The organism is Lysobacter arenosi, from assembly GCF_016613475.2.
GTDB lineage: Bacteria > Pseudomonadota > Gammaproteobacteria > Xanthomonadales > Xanthomonadaceae > Lysobacter_J > Lysobacter_J arenosi.
In genome coordinates, this window is sequence record NZ_CP071517.1 from 584659 (window position 1) to 602712 (window position 18054).

Below are 18054 nucleotides of genomic sequence, written 5' to 3' on the forward strand. Positions count from 1 at the left end.
GTCACTGCGGCTGCAATCGCGGCAGCGTAATCCGGATCGTCGTGCCGCGCCCGTCCGGACCGGGCAGCGCTTCGACGCTGCCGCCGTGCGCACCGATCATGCCCTGGCAGATCGCCAGGCCCAGGCCCGTGCCCTGGCGGCCGCGGTCGCCGCGCTCGACGCTGTAGAACATGTCGAAGATGCGCTTGCGCTCTTCCTCGGGGATGCCCGGGCCGCGGTCGCGCACGTCGATGCGCAGTTGTCCTTCGACCGTGTCCTGGGCGCGGATGGTGATGGCCACGGCGGGCGGCGAGAACTTGGCGGCGTTCTCGAGCACGTTGAACAGCGCCTGCTCGACCAGGGCAGGGTGCACCCATATCGGCGCCAGGCCGGGTTCGATCGACACCTCGAAGCTCGCCCCGGGTTCGTAGCGCTGCAAGCGCGTCACTGCCGAGCCGATCAGCTCGTCTACGCCGATCCAGTCGCGGTTGAGGGTGAGTCCGCCGTGGCCAAGCCGGGTCATGTCGAGCAGGTTCTGGATGTAGCGGTCGAGGCGTTCGCCTTCGATGCGGATGGTTTCCAGCAGGCTGTGCCGGTCCTGCTTGTCCATCGCGTCGGCGTAGTGGTCCAGGCTGCTGGCCGATCCGATGATCGAGGCCAGCGGCGAGCGCAGGTCGTGCGAGACCGACGACAGCAGCGCCGAGCGCAGCCGTTCGGTCTCGTTGCTGACGCGCGCATTCTCCAGGTCGGCGACCAGGCGCGTGCGGACCACGGCCTGGGCGATGTCCTGCGCCATCGCTTCGGCGAGGCGGCGTTGCTCGATGCCGAGGCGATGAAGCTGCGGTGGGAAGCGCAGGCCAAGCAGGCCAGTCTCGCGCTCACCCAGCGGCAGCGGCTGGAACCACCATTCCGAGCCGGCCAGCGTGTCGGTGTAGCGTCCTGACGCCTGACGGTGGCGTACTGCCCAGTCGGCGGCGGCGCGGTCCTTTTCGCTCAGCAGCTCGGCATGCACCTGATGGTCGCCGGCCTGCAGCACCACCTCGGCATCGAGCGCGCGGCGCAGCGCATCGCGCCCGGCCTGCAGCACCTGGCCGAGGTCGGCGGCGCTGGCCAGTTGCCGGCCCAGGGTCTGCAGCGCGGTCGCCTGTGCATTGGCTGCGCGTAGGGCCACCACCTGCATGCGCAGCTTCGAGGCCAGGCGCCCGGCCACCAGCGCCGCGATCAGGAACAGCACCACCGTCGTCACGCCCTGGCGCGCGCCGATCATCAGCGTGTAGCGCGGTTCGATGAAGAAAAAGTTGTAGGCCAGGAAGCACAGCACCGCCGAGATCACGGCCGCGGTCATGCGCGTGCGCGCGGCCACCAGCACCACCGCGACGATGAAGATCAGTGACAGGTCGTCCAGCGCGATCCAGCGCTCGGCGATCCAGGCCAGCGCCGTGGCCAGCGCGGCCGAGGTCACCGCCAGTGCGGTGTCGCTGCGGTTGAGGTAGCCACCGGGCTGGCGCCAGGAGCGGCGTGCCCGCGCACGCGCCTCCGGCGTGCTGACGATGGTCAGCTCGTAGTGGGCGCCGCGCTGGATCAGCTGCTGCGTCAGGGTCCGGTTGAACATGCGCGCGACCGGCCGTTCGCGGGTGCGGCCGAGGACAATCGTGCTGGCGCCCGATCGCGCCGCCTGGTCGAGCAGGGCATCGACGATGCTGTTGCCGTGCAGCACCAGGGCGTCGCCGCCGAGTCGCCGGGCGAGGGCGAAGGCGCGATCGAGTTCGAGCTGTTGCGCTTCGCCGGCGGCTTGCGCGCCCTGCACGGTCACCACGGTCCATGGCGAGTCGCGCCGCTCAGCGATGCGACGGGCCACGCGCACCAGGTATTCGGACTGGCCGCGACCGTCGATCGCCACCATCACGCCGCGACGCAATGGAACGCCGGGCAGGCCGCGCGCGGTCTGCGCTTCGCGCAGGTCGCTGTCGACGCGGTCGGCGGCGGTCTGCATGGCCAGTTCGCGCAGGGCGGTGAGGTTGCTCGGCGAGAAGAAGGCCTGCAGCGCGTGCGCGGCCTGGTCGGGCACGTAGACCTTGCCCTGTTGCAGGCGTTCGATCAGTTCGCGCGGCGGAAGGTCCACCAGGACGATGTCGCGCAGCCGGTCGAAGACGGCATCGGGCACGGTTTCGCTGACGCGCACGCCGGTGATGCGGTGGACGACGTCGTTGAGGCTTTCCAGGTGCTGGATGTTGATCGTCGTGAATACGTCGATGCCGGCATCGAGCAGTTCGATCACATCCTGCCAGCGGCGTTCGTGGCGGCTGCCGGGGACGTTGCGGTGGGCGAGTTCGTCGACCAGGGCGAGCCTGGGCTTGCGGGCGAGCAGGGCGTCGAGGTCGAGTTCCTCCATGGCCCTTCCCGTGCCTGTCGCGGGCATGTAGTCCACGCGCTTGCGCGGCAGGACTTCCAGTCCTTCGATCAATGCGGCGGTTTCGGCGCGGCCATGGGTTTCGACCAGGCCGACGACGACGTCGAGGCCGCGGCGCTGCAGTTCGCGGCCGCGGCTGAGCATGGTGTAGGTCTTGCCGACGCCGGGTGCGGCGCCGAGGAAGATCGTCAGGCGACCGGCGCCCTGGCGTTGCAGTTCGCCGATGAGTGCGTCTGCCTGGGCGCTTCTTGTGTCGGTCATGGCGGGCATTGTGCCTGTGTGGGTTGTTGCGGTTGCGTGCGCGGCCCTGCGGCCAACGCTACGGCGCGTCATCGCCCGGTCTTCGTTGGTGAGCCAAAAGGCCCTCTCCGCGCGCGGAGAGGGGTTGGGGTGAGGGCGGCTCTTGCCGTTACTTGAGTGCGTCCATCGCCAGATTGAGTTGCAGCACGTTGACACGCGTCTGACCCAGCACGCCGAACTGAGGCGCCTCGGTGTGCGCGGTCACGACCGCGGCCACATCCGCTTCGCTGAGGCCCCGCGCCTTCGCCACCCGCGCGAACTGCACCTGCGCGCCCAGCGGCGACAAGTGAGGGTCCAGTCCGCCACCCGATTGCGTGACCAGTTCAGCCGGCACCTGCGCCGGCGTAATGCCCTCGCGCGTGGCGACTTCCCGGGTCAGTTCCTCGATGCGCTTGCGCAGGTCGGGATTGCTACGGGCCATGTTGCTGCCGGCGGCGGCCATCGGGTCGTAACTGGCGGCCGACGGGCGCGGCTGGAAGTAGCGGTCATCGGCGAACGGCTGGGCCACCAGGGCCGAACCGCGCGCCTTGCCATCGACCATCACGATGCTGCCCGTGGCCTGGTGCGGGAACAGCAGCCGGCCCAGTGCGGCGCCGGCCAGCGAATAGAGCAGGCCGAATCCGACCAGTATCACCACGGCGAACACCAGCGGGGCGCGCAGCGACGTGCGGTCCTCCAGCACGGCCGCGTGCGCGGCCGGCGGAACGTACGAAACGGAAGTAACGGTAGTCATCTCAGAACCCCACTGCCACGAGAGCAAGATCGATCAGCTTGATGGCGGCGAACGGCAGCAGCACGCCGCCGACGCCGTACACGAGCATGTTCCGGCGCAGCAGCGAGACCGCGCTGGCGGGCTTGAAGCGCACGCCGGCCAGCGCCAGCGGAATCAGCGCCGGGATGATGATTGCGTTGAAGACCAGCGCCGCCATCACGGCGTTGGTCGGGCTCGACAGGTGCATCACGTTGAGCGCGGCCATCTGCGGAATGGCGGCGGCAAACAGCGCCGGCAGGATCGCGAAGTACTTCGACACGTCGTTGGCGAGCGAGAACGTGGTCAGCGCGCCACGGGTGATCAACTGCTGCTTGCCGACCTCGACCACCGCCAGCAGCTTCGCAGGATCGGAATCCAGGTCGACCATGTTGCCGGCTTCCTTGGCTGCCTGCGTGCCCGAGTTCATCGCCAGTCCGACGTCGGCCTGGGCCAGCGCCGGCGCGTCGTTGGTGCCGTCGCCGACCATCGCCACCATGCGGCCGCCGGCCTGCTCGGCGCGGATGCGGGCGAGCTTGTCTTCGGGCCTTGCCTCGGCGATGTAGTCGTCGACACCGGCCTCCGCGGCAATCGCGGCGGCGGTGAGCGGGTTGTCGCCGGTGATCATCACCGTGCGCACGCCCATCGCACGCAAGCGGGCGAAGCGTTCCTTGACGCCGTGCTTGACCACGTCCGACAGCTCGATCACGCCCAGGATGTGGCGGCCTTCGGCGACCACCAGCGGCGTGGCGCCGCCACGTGCGACCTGCTCGATGCGCGCGGCCAGCTCCGGAACGACCTGGCCACCCAGTGCCTGCACGTGCTGGGCAATCGAATCGCCGGCGCCCTTGCGGATGATGCGGCCGTCGCGGCCCCCAAGCGGGATGTCTACGCCCGACATGCGGGTCTGCGCGGTGAACTGCACGTAGTGGGCCTTCTCCGGCTCGGGTACGGTGCTCTTGAGCTCGCGAGCCAGGCGCACGATCGACTTTCCTTCCGGCGTCGGGTCGGCCAGCGAAGAGAGCAGCGCGGCATCGCGCAGCTGGCTCATGTCGACGCCGGCGAGCGGATGGAACACCGTGGCCTGGCGATCGCCATGCGTGATCGTGCCGGTCTTGTCGAGCAGCAGCACGTCGACGTCGCCGGCGACTTCCACCGCCTTGCCCGACTTCGCCAGCACGTTGGCCTGCAGCGCACGGTTCATGCCGGCAATGCCGATCGCCGGCAGCAGGCCGCCGATCGTGGTCGGGATCAGGCACACCAGCAGCGCGATCAGCAGCAGCGGATCGATCTTGGCGCCGACGAAACCGGCCAGTGCGGGCAGGGTGGCGACGACGATCAGGAAGGTCAGCGTCATCGCCGCCAGCAGCATCGTCAGCGCGATCTCGTTCGGCGTCTTCTGCCGGTTGGCGCCTTCAACGAGAGCGATCATGCGGTCGAGGAAGCTGTGACCGGGCTCGGCGCTGACTTCGACGACGATCTCGTCGGAGAGCACCTTGGTGCCGCCGATCACGCCGGAGCGGTCGGTGCCAGCCTCGCGCAGTACCGGTGCGGACTCGCCGGTGACCGCCGCCTCGTTGATGGTGGCCACGCCTTCGACGATCTCGCCATCGGCCGGCACCAGTTCACCGGCCGAGACAATGACGCGGTCGCCCGGGCGCAGCGTTGCCGCCGCGACTCGGCTCTCACCGCCAACGCGGGTCTTGCCGTTGAGGCGACGCGCAACCAAGTCGCGCCGTGCCGCACGCAGCGAGGCCGCCTGGCCACGGCCGCGCGCTTCGGCCACCGCTTCGGCGAAGTTGGCGAACAGCACTGTCACGAACAGGGTCAGTGTCACCGCGACGCCGAAGGCGGTATTGCCGGGAACCGCTGCGGTAATGAGCGCCGACAGGATCGTGCCGAGCAGCACGATCGCCATGACGGGACTCTTCACCGCCTGGCGCGGCGACAGCTTGCGGAAGGAATCGATCAGCGACGTGCGCAGGGCTGCGGCGTCGAGGCCGGCCACCGACTGGCGGCGGGCAGTACCAAGATGAGAAGTGTCAGTCACGTTCATTACCTCACGGGCCAACCGAAGCGGCGCCGTACAGCGTCAGATGCTCGGCGATGGGTCCCATCACCAGGGCGGGCATGAATTGCAGGACGGTCAGGATCACGATGACCGCGATCAGCGTCAGTGCGAAGGTAGGCGTCTCCACGTGCAGCGTGCCGCTGCTTTCCGGAGCCACGCGCTTGCGCGCCATCAGGCCGGCAACGGCGAGCGGGATGATCAGCGCGGGATAGCGGCCAAGTGCGAGCACTACCGAGCAACTCAGGTTCCACCACCAGGTCGCATCGCCCAGGCCTTCGAACCCCGAGCCGTTGTTGGCGAACGCAGATGTGTATTCGTAGAACACCTGGCTGATGCCATGGAAACCCGGATTGGAGTTGCCAGTAATCGACGGGAACGCCAGCGTGACTGCCGAGAAGCCAAGCACGACCAGCGGCTGCAACAGGATCAGCAGCGCCAGCAGCTTCACTTCAGGCGCCTCGATCTTGCGTCCGAACAGCTCCGGAGTCCGCCCGGTCATCAGGCCGGCCAGGAACACGGCGAGCATCAGGTACACCAGGAACTGCTGCAGGCCGCAGCCGACGCCGCCCCAGATGGCATTGATCAGCATGTTGACCATCGCCATGCCGCCGGTGAGCGGCGCCAGCGAGTCATGCATCGCATTGACCGAGCCGTTGTTGACCTGCGTGGTCATGGCCGACCACAGCGTCGACGACTCCACGCCAAGGCGCACTTCCTTGCCTTCCATCAACGCCGGATCAGCCGCGGTGGATGAATAAGCCTCGGACCACATCGACAGGCCGGTGGAGGCCAGCGACATCAGCAGCATGGTGCCGAACACCATGGCGGTCAGTCGCTTGCGACGCGTGAACGGCCCGACCATGAAGGTGATCGCCATCGGGATCAGCAGGATCCCCAGCACTTCGATCAGATTCGAAAGTGGCGTGGGATTTTCCAGGGCCGCCGTGCTGTTGGGGCCGTACCAGCCGCCACCGTTGGAGCCGAGCTGCTTGATGGCGACCATCGGCGAGACCGGGCCGAGCGGGATCTTCTGCTCCTTCATCTCGACGCTGGCGTCGACCGGCGTGATGCTGGGGCCGGCCTGAAGCGTCGACGGCACGCCCTGCCAGGTCAGCAGGACCGACCACAGCAGGCACAGCGGCAGCATGAAGCGCAGCGTTGCGCGGGTCACGTCTACCCAGTAGTTGCCGACGTCACGCTCGCTGCCTTCCTGCACAGCGTGGCCTGCGATGACGGTCTTGCCGGCGGTCTGCGCCATTTCCGCACGGCCACCGAACAGGCCCCGCAGCGTGGCCACCACGATCGCAAGGCCCATGACAGGCGTTGCGACCTGCAGGCCGACGATGCCGACCATCTGCGACAGGTAGCTCAGCTGCGACTGGCCGGAGTAGTGCTGCTGGTTGGTGTTGGTCAGGAACGACACCATCGTGTGCAGGGCGGTATCCCAGCGCATGTTGGGGATGCCGTCGGGATTGAGCGGTAGCCAGGTCTGGGTCATGAACTGCACCCACACCACCAGGCCCACGACCAGGTTGCTGATCGCGAATGCCGTGGCGTAGCCGCGCCAGCTCATGCCGCGTTGCGGATCGGTGCCAAGCGCCTTGTAGATCAGGCGCTCGGCCGGTCCGGCGACGCGGTCCATCCAAGAGCGATCGCCACGCATGACGCGGGCGAGGTAGTGCCCGAGCGGCCAGCCGAGGCCGATCGCAAGCACCAGAACAAGTAGTGTCTCGGTCATCGTTGTGCTGCCTTAGAAATCTTCGGGTCGAAGAACCACGTACAGCAGGTATGCCGAGGCGACGATCACCGCGACTCCGCACACAAGGGCAAGCCAGCCAGGCATGTCGTCTCTCCTTTAGAAGGAAGCCTGCAGGGCCGCTTCGATGCGGTTGCCTGCAAGTTCGTCACCGAAGATGTCTTCGGCGTTGGAATCGGTCGCGTGCGCGGTCACGCGCAGCTCCAGCGGGGCCTTCACGGCCCACACCGCGCTGAGCTGGCCGTGCAGGTAGCTGTCGGCGGCGGCGCTGTAACCATCGAAGGCGTAGTAGCCGAGCGCTCCTTCGAGCCGGAACGCGTCGTTGATGGGGAACCTGGCGCCGAGCTGGGTGTACAGGCCGTCCTCTTCGCCACCGAGTGCCTCGGTCGAGTAGCCCATCGACAACCAGTAGTTGCTGTCGTAGGTCAGCGTGCCGTTGAGCTCGGTCCAGTTGAGGTCGACGGTGGTCGACGGGTACTGGTAGCGCAGCAGGTTCACGTCCAGCGCCCACTTCTCGGACAGGGCGCCGCCCCAGCCGACGGTGAAGTCGAGCTCGCTGCTGGCGTGCGTATCCGGGGCGAACTCGACGTTGGAGCCCCATACCGAGCCGTAGAAGCCGGAGTCACTGGCCAGCTTGAAGCCGGCCTGCACGGCGGCATCGCCCTGGGTCTGGGTGGTGCCGCGCCAGACGTAGTCGCTGGTCAGTGCGGCGTTGCCGGAAAGTGGTGCGGCGCTGGCCTTGCCACCAAGGGCGAGCAGGCCGATACCCGCGCAGGCGGCGAACAGCAACGGCACGGAAGCTTCGCGCGCGCGGACGAAATGGAGGGACATTGCGGATATCCAGAAATGACGTTCGAGGCCCGATTGGCCACGGCGTCATTGTTGGTATCGGACCCGTAAAGCCTCTATTCCGCGGTCATGCCCGGGGCGTAAATTCCCCGTAAACAATCCTTGTCGCCAGCCGCTCAGCCCAGCAGCTTTTCCACCACCGCCTGCGGCTGCTTCATCCACGCATAGTGGTCCGCGCGCGTACCCAGCGCGGCAGCGTCGAGCACATCGACGCGATTCGGCGAATGGCGGAGTTTCGACAACAGGAAGCGCGCCGAAGACTCCGGCCCCAGCCAGTCGCGATCGAATGCCACCGCATGCGCTTCGACTTCGACGGCCGCCATCGCGGCGTCGAGGTCGATGTCGAGCCCGCCGGCGGCATAACGCCCGCTCAAGCCGCTGCGACTCCAGTCGCGGATCAGCCCGCGAGCCTCTTGCCCGCCAAAGCCGATCCGCCGGCCGGGCAGGGCGCCATGGCGGTCGGCCAGCCACGCCAGGAAGCGATAGACGAACGGCAGGAACCACTTGGTCCGCAGCGGAAACGCACGCCAGTAAGGCGCGCCACTGGCCACGAGCCACAGTCGCTGTGCAGTCGTTGGCGACAGGCCGAGCCGGCAGCAGGCCAGCTGTCCGCCGAGGCTGTGGCCGCCGATGATGCGCGCAACCTCGGGTGCGTGTTGCATCACCAGCGCTTCGCTCGCGGCGATGTCTTCCATCAGCAGCTCGCGATAACCCCAGTCGGTGGCGCGATCGGCGCGCAGGCTGCTTGAACCGCCGCCGCGCCATTCGTGCACGAACACGGCAATTCCGCGCGCGGCCAGCGCCTCGGCGAAGGGCAGGTAGTGCTTGGCCGCGATGCCCAGCGCAGGCAGCCACAACAGGCTTGCCTGCGGGTTGGCGGGAATGCGCGCCAGCAACGTCCAGCGGTGGCCGTCGCCGGCCTGCGCGTCCAGTTCGATCGGTTGCACCGCAACGGACTCATTCATGGGGGGCGGCGCCGAAGTGGTCGAGCACGAGGATGTCACTGTTGCCGGGGCGATAACCCCGCTGCAGCGCTGCATGGACGTAATCGGCGGCCGCCGCGCAACTTGCGCCGAGGTCGCGGCCGAGGCACAGGTTGGCCGCCACCGCCGAGGCCAGCGTGCAGCCGGTGCCATGGGCTTCCAGTTGCAGGCGCGGGTGGGCAATCGCTTCAATGCCGCCGTCGGCATCGGCGAACAGATCGACGACGTCACCATCGGCCGGCAGATGGCCGCCCTTGAGCAGCACGGCGTGGGCACCCAGTTCGCGCAAACGCGCGATCGCTTCGTGCATCGCGTCCAGGTCCGCGATCGGCTGGCCGAGCAGCAGCTCGGCCTCGGGAAGATTGGGGGTGATCAGCGTCGCCAGCGGGATCAGTCGCGTGCGCAGCGCATCGAGCGCGCTGGTTTCGAGCAGGCGTGCGCCGGAGGTCGACACCATCACCGGATCGAGCACGACGTGCGCGGGCCGGTAGTGTTCCAGCGCGTCGGCGACTGCTTCGATCACCGCGGCGTTGGCGAGCATGCCGAGCTTGACGGCGCCGATATCGAAGTCGTCGAAGCAGGCATCGATCTGCGCGCGCAGGAAGCCGACGTCGGGCACGTTCACCGCGGTGACACCGCGCGTGTGCTGGGCAGTGAGCGCGGCAATGGCGCTCAGTCCGTGGACGCGATGGGCGGCGAACGTCTTGAGGTCGGCCTGGATGCCGGCGCCACCGCCGGAGTCGGAACCGGCGATGGTGAGGGCGCTGATGGGGCGGGAGCGGGCGGTCATGGCGACAGTTTGCCATCAGCCCCGTTCGTCCTGAGCGTAGGCCGCAGGCCGAAGTCGAAGGAAGCGTAGGCCGCAGGCCGAAGTCGAAGGACACGCCGAGGAGATGGCCCTTCGACTTCGGCGCGATGCGCCTACGCTCAGGGCGAACGGTAAGGGCGCGGGTTCGGCCAAGAGACCGGGCGCTGGATGCCAGCGCCCGGTCATGGCAACCCTTAGAGCACTTCGGACGCGTAATCCGCCAGGCGCGAACGCTCGCCGCGACGCAGGGTGATGTGCGCGCTGTGGTCCCAGTTCTTGAAGCGGTCCACCGCGTAGGTCAGGCCCGAGGTGGTCTCGGTGAGGTAGGGGGTGTCGATCTGTTCGACGTTGCCCAGGCAGACGATCTTGGTGCCGGGACCGGCACGCGTGATCAGCGTCTTCATCTGCTTGGGCGTGAGGTTCTGCGCCTCGTCGAGGATCAGCCAGCGGTTGAGGAAGGTGCGGCCGCGCATGAAGTTCAGCGAGCGGATCTTGATGCGGCTGGCAAGCAGGTCGTTGGTCGCCGCGCGGCCCCAGCTGCCGCCGTCCTGGTTGTGGGTGAGCACTTCCAGGTTGTCGGTCAGCGCGCCCATCCACGGCGTCATCTTTTCCTCTTCCGTGCCGGGCAGGAAGCCGATGTCCTCGCCGACGCTGACCGTGGCGCGGGTCATGATGATCTCGCGGTAGCGCTGCTGGTCCATCGTCTGCGCCAGGCCCGCCGCGAGCGCCAGCAGGGTCTTGCCGGTGCCGGCGGTGCCGAGCAGGGTGACGAAGTCGATTTCCGGGTCCATCAGCGCGTTCAACGCGAAATTCTGTTCGCGGTTGCGCGCGGTGATGCCCCACACCGCGTGCTGGTGGTGGCGGAAGTCGTCGACGATCTGCAGCACGACCTTGCTGTCGGTCAGGCGCGCGACCTTCATCTGCGACTCGTCGTCGCCGGGCAGGTACAGGAACTGGTTCGGATGCCAGTTGTCGTCCTCGGCGCTGTCGCGGTTGCGCGAGATCTCGTAGAAGGTGCGGCCCTTCTCGGTCCACGAGCGCAGGTCCTTGCCGAAGCGTTGCCAGAAGTCTTCCGGCAACGCGGTGGCGCCGGTGTAGAGCAGGCTGAAGTCGTCGAGGGCGCGGTCGTTCTCGTAGTCCTCCGACACGATCCCGGCAATGGACGCCTTGATGCGCAGGTTGATGTCCTTGGACACGAACACCACCGGCACGCCCGGGTCGCTCTCTTTCAGCGACAGGATCGAACCGAGGATGTGGTTGTCCGGGATCACCGCGCCGAAGCGCTTGCCCGAGTCGAAGTCGCGGGTCTGGAAACGCAGCTTGCCGATGCTCTGCTCGCCGCGCAGCTGCAAACCCTGCGGGCGGCTGAGGGTGATGCCGGACGAGATCTTGTCGGTGCCTTCGGCCTGGATCAGCTCGTTGAGGAAGCGGCTGACCTGACGTGCGTTGCGGCTGGCTTCGGAGGTGCCTTTTTTGGCGTTGTCGAGTTCCTCGATGACCTGCATCGGCAGGAAGACATCGTGTTCCTCGAACTTGAACAGCGCGGTCGGGTCGTGCATGAGCACATTGGTGTCGAGCACGTAGATCCGCTTGCTTCTGGTCATCGAATGCTCCGATGCGGGTTGTACATGGTGAACGGCCGGGTGGAACGATTGAACGCTTGAAGGAGGTGCGGACACGGCGACGCTGCCGTGGCCCGCGGGGCGGGACGGCAGCGTGGGTGGCGGGCGGAGGGGGTCACTGCGTTGCGGCAGCCTTGAGTGCGTCGAGGACGGCCTGGGCATGGCCGGGGACTTTCACCGGACTCCATGACTGGGCGATGACGCCCTTGGGATCAATGAGGAACGTGCTGCGCACGATGCCCAGCACCTTGCGCCCGTACATGTTCTTTTCCCGGATCACGCCAAAGGCGTTGCACAGGGTTTCGTCGGGATCGCTGACCAGGTCGAACTTGAAGCCCTGCTTGGTGCAGAAGTTCTGGTGCGAGCGGATCGAATCGCGGGAAACGCCCAGGACGGTGGCACCAAGCTTCTTGAAGCTGGGCAGCAGGGCATTGAAGTCGATGCCCTCGGTGGTGCAGCCGGGCGTGCTGTCCTTGGGATAGAAGTACAGCACCAGCCACTGGCCGGCGAAATCCTTGAGCTGCGCAGTCTGGCCGCTGGACAGCGCCAGGGGCAGTTCGGAGACGTCCTTCGAAATACGTTCGCCGGTGTCGGGCATTTCGCCTTGTGCTTCCGAGCGCAGTGAGGGACCTGCTCTGCGTTTACTGCAACCCGGAGTGCAGCCCCTCACTGCGTCCGGGTGGCGCCTCCGCGAGGAGGGTCGCCGTGCTTTGTCGTGACGCTAACACGGAATTCCTAGAACTTCATCGGGTCCATGATCGCGTCGAGATTGAGGTGGTCGCAGAACTCGAGGAAGTCGTCGCGCAGGGCGGCGATATGCATGCTCGAGGGCACGCCAATGGTGATCTGCGCCGAGAACATCTCCGCCCCGGTCTGCATGGCGCGGTAGCGCGAGCTGTGCAGGCTTTCGATGGTGATGCCCTGGCGGTCGAAGAAATCGGCCAGCTGGAACAGGATCCCGGCCTTGTCGGCGGCCACGACCTCGACCACGTAAGGCAGCAGGTTGGATTGCACCTGCTTGGCGCCGGTGCGGTACCACACGAGTTTCAGGCCTTCCTCGCGCTCCAGCCTCGTCAGCATGGCTTCCAGCTTGGCCACCGCGTCCCAGGAGCCGACGGCGAGCACGGTAACGGAGACGTCGCGACCGACCGTGGCCAGGCGAGCGTCAACCAGGTTGCAGCCGGAATCGGCAATCCGGCGAGTCACCGACAATAGCGGCGTCTCCGGATGCGTCGTGTAGGCGTTGATCAGGAGGTGGTTTTCGTTCGGCGACGGCCGGGCAGCGGAATCGGTCAAGGCGGCGCCTGCTTGGGGAGCAACGTGCTCAGATACTGAATGGCGGCCCGTGAGCGGGCTGTGGTTGCCGGGCAGCATACTTGCCCGCGCTTTCGGCCCGCAAGTAACATCCCGTGCGATCATCCCGGCCGATCGACCCATTGATCGGCCTGCCGATTGGCCCTTCTGGCCGGCAGCCAGGCCTGGGATCCAGGGCCCGCACGTGATGTGCGGGGTTCAACGCAACAAGTGCACCGAGTACCCCCAACTTGCGACTTTCCGGCAGCATCACCGCGCTGGCGACGCCTTTCACCGCGTCCGGCGAAATTGACTTCGACGCCTGGCAGCGACTGCTCGATCAGCAGCTTGCGGCCGGCACCCAGGCCATCGTTGTCGCCGGTTCGACCGGCGAGGCGGCCGCGCTGTTCGACGGCGAGTACGACGCGTTGCTGCGCAGCGCGGTCGAGCGCGTCGCCGGTGCGATCCCGGTGCTTGCCGGAACCGGCTTGTCCAACACCGCAAAAACCATCGAGCTGACGCGTCGCGTCGCTGCCCTCGGCGCCGATGCCGCGCTGGTCGTGACCCCGCCGTATGTGCGCCCGACCCAGGCCGGCCTGCTGGCCCACTACCGCGCAATCGCCGACGACGTTGCACTGCCGATCGTGCTCTACAACGTACCCGGCCGGACCGGCGGCGACCTGCTGCCGGAAACCGTTGCCGAACTGGCGCCGCACAAGAACATCATCGGCATCAAGGAAGCACGCGCCGAAGCCGAGCGCATGCAGGCGCTGCTGGCGCTGAAGAACGAGGGCTTCGCCGTGCTCAGCGGTGACGACCCGACCGCATGCCGCGCGATGCTGGCCGGTGCCGACGGCGTGATCTCGGTGGCCTCCAACGTGTTGCCGCACGCGTTCCGGCGCCTGGCCGACCTGGCACGCGGCGGCCGTCGCGACGAGGCGCAGGCACTGGATGCACGCATGCAGGCTGCCTACGACTTCCTCGGCGTGGAGCCCAATCCGATCCCGGTGAAGGCGCTGCTGCAGCGCCAGGGCATCGGCCACGGCCTGCGCCTGCCGCTGCTGCCGCTGTCGTCGGCCCATACTGATTCCGTCGCGACGATCGAAACGCTCGTCCGCGAACTCGAACACGCCTGCCGCGATTCCCTCGCGGCCTGACCCTGCAGGAGAGATACATGAGTTCCAACGTTTCGATGTCCCGCGTCGCCGTCGCCGCCCTGGTGCTGGCCGGTGTCGCCGCCGGTTCTGGCTGCAGCTGGTTCCGCAAGGGCAATGACCTGTACGCGCAGGCCCCGGAAATGCGCCCGCTGGAAGTCCCGCCGGACCTGGACGCGCCGCGCACCGACACCGCCGTCAACCTGCCGACCCCGTCGACCGCGCTGGGTAACCCGGCCCTGGTCGGTACCGGCTTCACCGTCACCGGCACGCGCGACGAAGTGTTCGCCAAGGTCGGCACCGCACTGGCGGCGGTCGAAGGCGTGAAGATCACCAGCAGCGCCCAGGCAATGGGCGTGTACGACGTCAACTACGAGGGCAGCAACTTCCTCGTGCGCGTGGCCGGTGCCGATGTCGGCGCCTACGTCGCCGCGGTCGACCCGCGTGGCGTGCCGGCAACCGGCGACGCCCCGAAGAAGCTGATCGAAACGCTGCGTACGGCGCTCGTCGGTCGCTGAGCGGTCAACGCCGCAAATGAAAACGGGCGCCATCGGCGCCCGTTTTTTTGTCTGTTCGCAGCAGCGAACTCAGCGCTCCAGCAGGCTCAGCGCTCCAGCAGATCGAGCTTGCCCGGCTTGCCTTCCCATTCCTTGGCATCGGCCAGGCCGTCCTTGCGCGTGGTGATGACCGGCCAGGCCTTGGCCAGCTCGGCATTGAGGGCGACAAACGCCTCCTGGCCGGCCGGCACGTCATCCTCGGGGTAGATGGCGTTGATCGGGCACTCCGGCTCGCACAGGGTGCAGTCGATGCACTCGTCCGGGTCGATCACCAGGAAGTTCGGGCCCTCATGGAAGCAGTCGACCGGGCACACCTCGACGCAGTCGGTGTACTTGCACTTGATGCAGTTCTCGGTGACGACGAAGGGCATGGCGATGGTTCCGTTTCTGAAGAAGCCCCTTGGGCATCCCGATATTGTAGCGATTCGCGCGGCCAAGGCTTCTGCCGGGGGCGAGGTTCCTTGGCCACGATCGCCCAAGCTCGATCGCCAAGGCCCGATCGCCAAAGAAAAAGCCCGCGCATCGCTGCGCGGGCTTCGGAATTGGTACACCCTACGGGATTCGAACCCGTGTTGATGCCTTGAGAGGGCACCGTCCTAGGCCTCTAGACGAAGGGTGCAGATGAAGCGGGTTGGTTGTGTTAACCCCCGGCGTCAGGCTCTCAACCCAGCGCGGCTTGCTAGTATATGCGGCGCCGCTGCCCTGGGCAATGGCCTCCCACACCTAAAATGGACTGCGGCAACGCCCGCTCGATGGAATCCGACAACCAAATCCAACTCAGGCTGCAAACCATTCCTCGCGACCAGCACAACGTGTCGCGCCGGGATATCAGCCCCAATGCCCTGCGCGTGCTGTATCGACTGCGCGAGGGTGGCTTCGACGCCTTCCTGGTCGGCGGCGCGGTCCGTGACCTGCTGATCGGCGGCCACCCCAAGGATTTCGACGTGGCCACCAATGCCACGCCGGAGGAGGTCAAGGGCCTGTTCCGCAACTGCCGGTTGATCGGCCGTCGCTTCCGGCTTGCGCACGTGGTCTACGGCCGCGAGATCATCGAGGTGGCGACGTTCCGCGCCAACACCGACGATGGCAGCGGCGACCGCGAGCTGCACGAGGGCGGTCGCCTGCTGCGCGACAACGTCTACGGCACCATCGAGGACGACGCGGTCCGCCGCGACTTCACCGCCAACGCGTTGTATTACGCGATCGAGGATTTCTCGGTGCGCGACTACGTCGGTGGATTCGAGGACGTGCGCAACCGGCTGATGCGCCTGATCGGCGACCCGGAGACGCGCTACCGCGAGGACCCGGTGCGGATGCTGCGCGCCGTGCGCCTGGCGGCCAAGCTCGATTTCGAGATCGAACCGGCAACCGCGGCACCGATCCCGGTGCTGGCACCGCTGCTGCGCGAATCCGCGCCGGCGCGCCTGTTCGAGGAATGCCTGAAGCTGTTCCTGTCCGGCAATGCGGTCAAGAGTTTCCTCGGCCTGGAGCGTCATGGCCTGCTGCCGGCGCTGCTGCCGGAAACCGCCGCCGCACTGAAATCCAACCGCAGCGGCGCGCTGCGCAACATGGTGCTGGAAGGGCTGAAGAACACCGACGCGCGCGTTGCCAACGACGAGCCGGTTTCGCCTGCGTTCCTGTTCGCGCTGCTGCTGTGGCCGGCGTATTGCCGCGCACTGATGGCGCTGCAGGCGCAGGGCATGCACACGGCCGAGGCGCAGCGACGCGCCGCCGACCGCGTCACCGTGCACCAGCTCGAGACCATCGCGTTGCCGCGCCGGTTCTCGCTGCCGATGCAGGAGATCTGGCTGCTGCAGTCGCGTTTCTCGCTGCGCCAGCGCAAGCGCGTGTTCCGCACGCTTGCCCATCCGCGTTTCCGCGCCGCGTTCGATTTCCTCGGCCTGCGCCTGACGGCGTCGGACGAGCACGCCGAGGACGTCGCGTTCTGGCGCGAGGCGCAGGCGAACCCCGGCGATGCCGTTGCCATCGCCGAGCTCGAGACCGAGCGCGCTGCGCAGGCTGACGACGAAGAGCCGCGCAAGCGTCGCCGTCGCCGCCGCAAGCCCGCCACCAGCCAGGAATGAGGCAGGCAGGGCGGATCCTCCGGCAATGACCGTCACCGCGTTCGTCGGACTGGGCAGCAACCTGGGTGACAGCACCGCCGCCCTGCGCGCGGCCTTCATCGCCCTGGCGGCGATCGACGGCACGCGCCTGGTGCAGGCCTCGCGCCTGTACCGCACCCCGGCGTGGGGCGTCACCGAGCAGCCCGATTTCATCAATGCCGTGGCGATGCTGGAAACGCAGCGCACGCCACAGCAGTTGCTGGCCGACCTGCTCGCCATCGAGCGCGTAGCCGGCCGCGACCGCCAGGCCGATGGCAGCGATCGCTGGGGGCCGCGCACGCTCGACCTGGACCTGTTGCTGTACGGCGATGCCGTGATCAGCGAACCGGGCCTGCATGTCCCGCACCCGCACCTGCACGAGCGCGCCTTCGCGCTGGTGCCGCTGCTCGAAATCGCGCCCGGCGTGGTCATTCCCGGCATCGGCCCGGCGCAACGGGCGCTGGCGAAGATGGAACCGGGGGAGGTCGAGGCGGTAACGTATGCGGATTCTCTGGACGATCGCCCGTAGCCGCCCCTTGGCCGGCTCCGGCTCTGCCTGACCCGCGCCGACAACTGGTACCCCACGCCATGTACAGCGGAACCCCGAACGACAAGCCCTGGACTGTGCCGGCCCTGGCCGACGCCAAGCGCGACGGCCGCCGACTGGTGATGCTGACCTGCTACGACGCCGGATTCGCCCGCACCATGGACGCCGCTGGCGTCGACCTGGTGCTGGTTGGTGATTCGCTTGGCATGGTCGTGCAGGGCCACGACAGCACGCTGCCGGTGACCACCGCCGATGTCGCCTATCACACCGCCTGCGTCGCCCGCGGCCTGGCCAAGGCGCTGCTGATTTCCGACCTGCCGTTCCAGGCCGACGCCACGCCCGAGCGCGCGCTCGATGCCTCGGTGCAGCTGCTGCAGGCCGGCGCGGCGATGGTCAAGCTCGAGGGCGCAGGGCACAAGCTCGATGTCATCCGCTTCCTGGTCGAGCGCGAGATCCCGGTCTGCGCGCACCTGGGGCTGACACCGCAGTCGGTGCTGCGCCTGGGCGGCTACAAGGTCCAGGGTCGCGACGAGGCCGCGGCGGCACGCCTGCGCGCCGACGCGCGCGCCGTGGCCGAGGCCGGCGCCACCCTGCTGGTGCTCGAATGCGTGCCGACCCCGGTCGCCGCGGCGATTACCGCCGACCTGACCATTCCCACCATCGGCATTGGCGCCGGCCCGCACTGCGATGGCCAGGTGCTGGTGCTGCACGATCTGCTTGGCCTCAACTCCGGCCATCGCCGGCCGCGCTTCGTCAAGGATTTCCTCGCCGAGGGCGGCTCGGTAGCGGGCGCTGTCCAATCATTCGCCCAGGCCGTTCGCGACGGCAGCTTCCCGGATGCCGAACACTCCTATGCCTGACCGCCGCACCCCTGT

17 protein-coding genes and 1 tRNA gene are annotated in these 18054 nt (G+C 67.6%); 5 read left to right on the plus strand and 13 right to left on the minus strand.

From position 1 onward, the window contains the following. Position 1: 1 nt before the first annotated feature. The 11 genes from HIV01_RS02825 to HIV01_RS02875 form a co-directional block, all read right to left on the minus strand. A complete protein-coding gene (locus tag HIV01_RS02825) occupies positions 2-2650 on the minus strand; it encodes a sensor histidine kinase (RefSeq protein ID WP_200604852.1) in 2649 nt (882 codons plus the stop codon). 148 nt (positions 2651-2798) lie between these two features. Further along, positions 2799-3422 (minus strand): potassium-transporting ATPase subunit KdpC, encoded by a 624-nt coding sequence (gene kdpC / locus HIV01_RS02830; RefSeq protein ID WP_200604853.1) that lies wholly within the window; start codon positions 3420-3422, stop codon positions 2799-2801. Between the two features lies 1 nt (position 3423). Next, positions 3424-5445: a potassium-transporting ATPase subunit KdpB gene (gene kdpB / locus HIV01_RS02835; RefSeq protein WP_245156966.1), complete on the minus strand. Its 2022-nt coding sequence runs from the start codon at positions 5443-5445 to the stop codon at positions 3424-3426. 52 nt (positions 5446-5497) lie between these two features. Beyond that, entirely contained in the window at positions 5498-7246 is a 1749-nt protein-coding gene (gene kdpA / locus HIV01_RS02840) for a potassium-transporting ATPase subunit KdpA (protein WP_200604855.1), read from the minus strand. A 12-nt stretch (positions 7247-7258) separates the two neighbouring features. Further along, positions 7259-7351 (minus strand): potassium-transporting ATPase subunit F, encoded by a 93-nt coding sequence (locus HIV01_RS02845; RefSeq protein WP_158732366.1) that lies wholly within the window; start codon positions 7349-7351, stop codon positions 7259-7261. 12 nt (positions 7352-7363) lie between these two features. Then, the gene (locus HIV01_RS02850) at positions 7364-8095 is read right to left on the minus strand and encodes a TorF family putative porin (protein ID WP_200604856.1); all 732 of its coding nucleotides are present in this window, start codon (positions 8093-8095) and stop codon (positions 7364-7366) included. 134 nt (positions 8096-8229) lie between these two features. Beyond that, the gene (locus HIV01_RS02855) at positions 8230-9078 is read right to left on the minus strand and encodes an alpha/beta hydrolase family protein (protein WP_200604857.1); all 849 of its coding nucleotides are present in this window, start codon (positions 9076-9078) and stop codon (positions 8230-8232) included. Then, a complete protein-coding gene (thiD, locus tag HIV01_RS02860) occupies positions 9071-9886 on the minus strand; it encodes a bifunctional hydroxymethylpyrimidine kinase/phosphomethylpyrimidine kinase (protein WP_200604858.1) in 816 nt (271 codons plus the stop codon). Before thiD ends, HIV01_RS02855 begins: the two co-directional genes overlap by 8 nt. Positions 9887-10098: 212 nt before the next feature. Beyond that, positions 10099-11508 carry a PhoH family protein gene (locus HIV01_RS02865; protein ID WP_200604859.1) on the minus strand — a complete coding sequence of 470 codons (1410 nt, stop codon included), beginning with the start codon at positions 11506-11508 and terminating at the stop codon, positions 10099-10101. 133 nt (positions 11509-11641) lie between these two features. After that, entirely contained in the window at positions 11642-12124 is a 483-nt protein-coding gene (locus HIV01_RS02870) for a peroxiredoxin (protein ID WP_200604860.1), read from the minus strand. A gap of 137 nt (positions 12125-12261) precedes the next feature. Beyond that, positions 12262-12822, minus strand: coding sequence for a glycine cleavage system transcriptional repressor (locus HIV01_RS02875; protein ID WP_158730621.1), 561 nt, complete (start codon positions 12820-12822; stop codon positions 12262-12264). A 248-nt stretch (positions 12823-13070) separates the two neighbouring features. On the opposite strand from HIV01_RS02875, the gene dapA reads away from it, so the two are divergent. Both dapA and HIV01_RS02885 read left to right on the plus strand, forming a co-directional pair. Continuing rightward, positions 13071-13976: a 4-hydroxy-tetrahydrodipicolinate synthase gene (gene dapA / locus HIV01_RS02880; protein WP_200604862.1), complete on the plus strand. Its 906-nt coding sequence runs from the start codon at positions 13071-13073 to the stop codon at positions 13974-13976. A gap of 17 nt (positions 13977-13993) precedes the next feature. Further along, on the plus strand, positions 13994-14491 hold the full coding sequence (locus HIV01_RS02885) for a hypothetical protein (protein ID WP_200604863.1): 498 nt from the start codon (positions 13994-13996) through the stop codon (positions 14489-14491). Between the two features lie 86 nt (positions 14492-14577). Here the strand turns inward: HIV01_RS02885 and fdxA are convergent, their stop codons facing one another. Continuing rightward, entirely contained in the window at positions 14578-14901 is a 324-nt protein-coding gene (gene fdxA / locus HIV01_RS02890; RefSeq protein WP_200604864.1) for a ferredoxin FdxA, read from the minus strand. Positions 14902-15073: 172 nt separating this feature from the next. Beyond that, positions 15074-15149 (minus strand) — tRNA-Glu (locus tag HIV01_RS02895). A 109-nt stretch (positions 15150-15258) separates the two neighbouring features. Here HIV01_RS02895 and pcnB point away from each other — a divergent pair. The 3 genes from pcnB to panB are packed head-to-tail and all read left to right on the plus strand — an operon-like array spanning position 15259 to position 18039. Next, the gene (gene pcnB / locus HIV01_RS02900) at positions 15259-16614 is read left to right on the plus strand and encodes a polynucleotide adenylyltransferase PcnB (RefSeq protein ID WP_200604865.1); all 1356 of its coding nucleotides are present in this window, start codon (positions 15259-15261) and stop codon (positions 16612-16614) included. Positions 16615-16639: 25 nt separating this feature from the next. After that, the gene (folK, locus tag HIV01_RS02905) at positions 16640-17161 is read left to right on the plus strand and encodes a 2-amino-4-hydroxy-6-hydroxymethyldihydropteridine diphosphokinase (RefSeq protein WP_200604866.1); all 522 of its coding nucleotides are present in this window, start codon (positions 16640-16642) and stop codon (positions 17159-17161) included. A 59-nt stretch (positions 17162-17220) separates the two neighbouring features. Further along, positions 17221-18039, plus strand: coding sequence for a 3-methyl-2-oxobutanoate hydroxymethyltransferase (gene panB / locus HIV01_RS02910; protein WP_200604867.1), 819 nt, complete (start codon positions 17221-17223; stop codon positions 18037-18039). Positions 18040-18054: the final 15 nt, after the last annotated feature.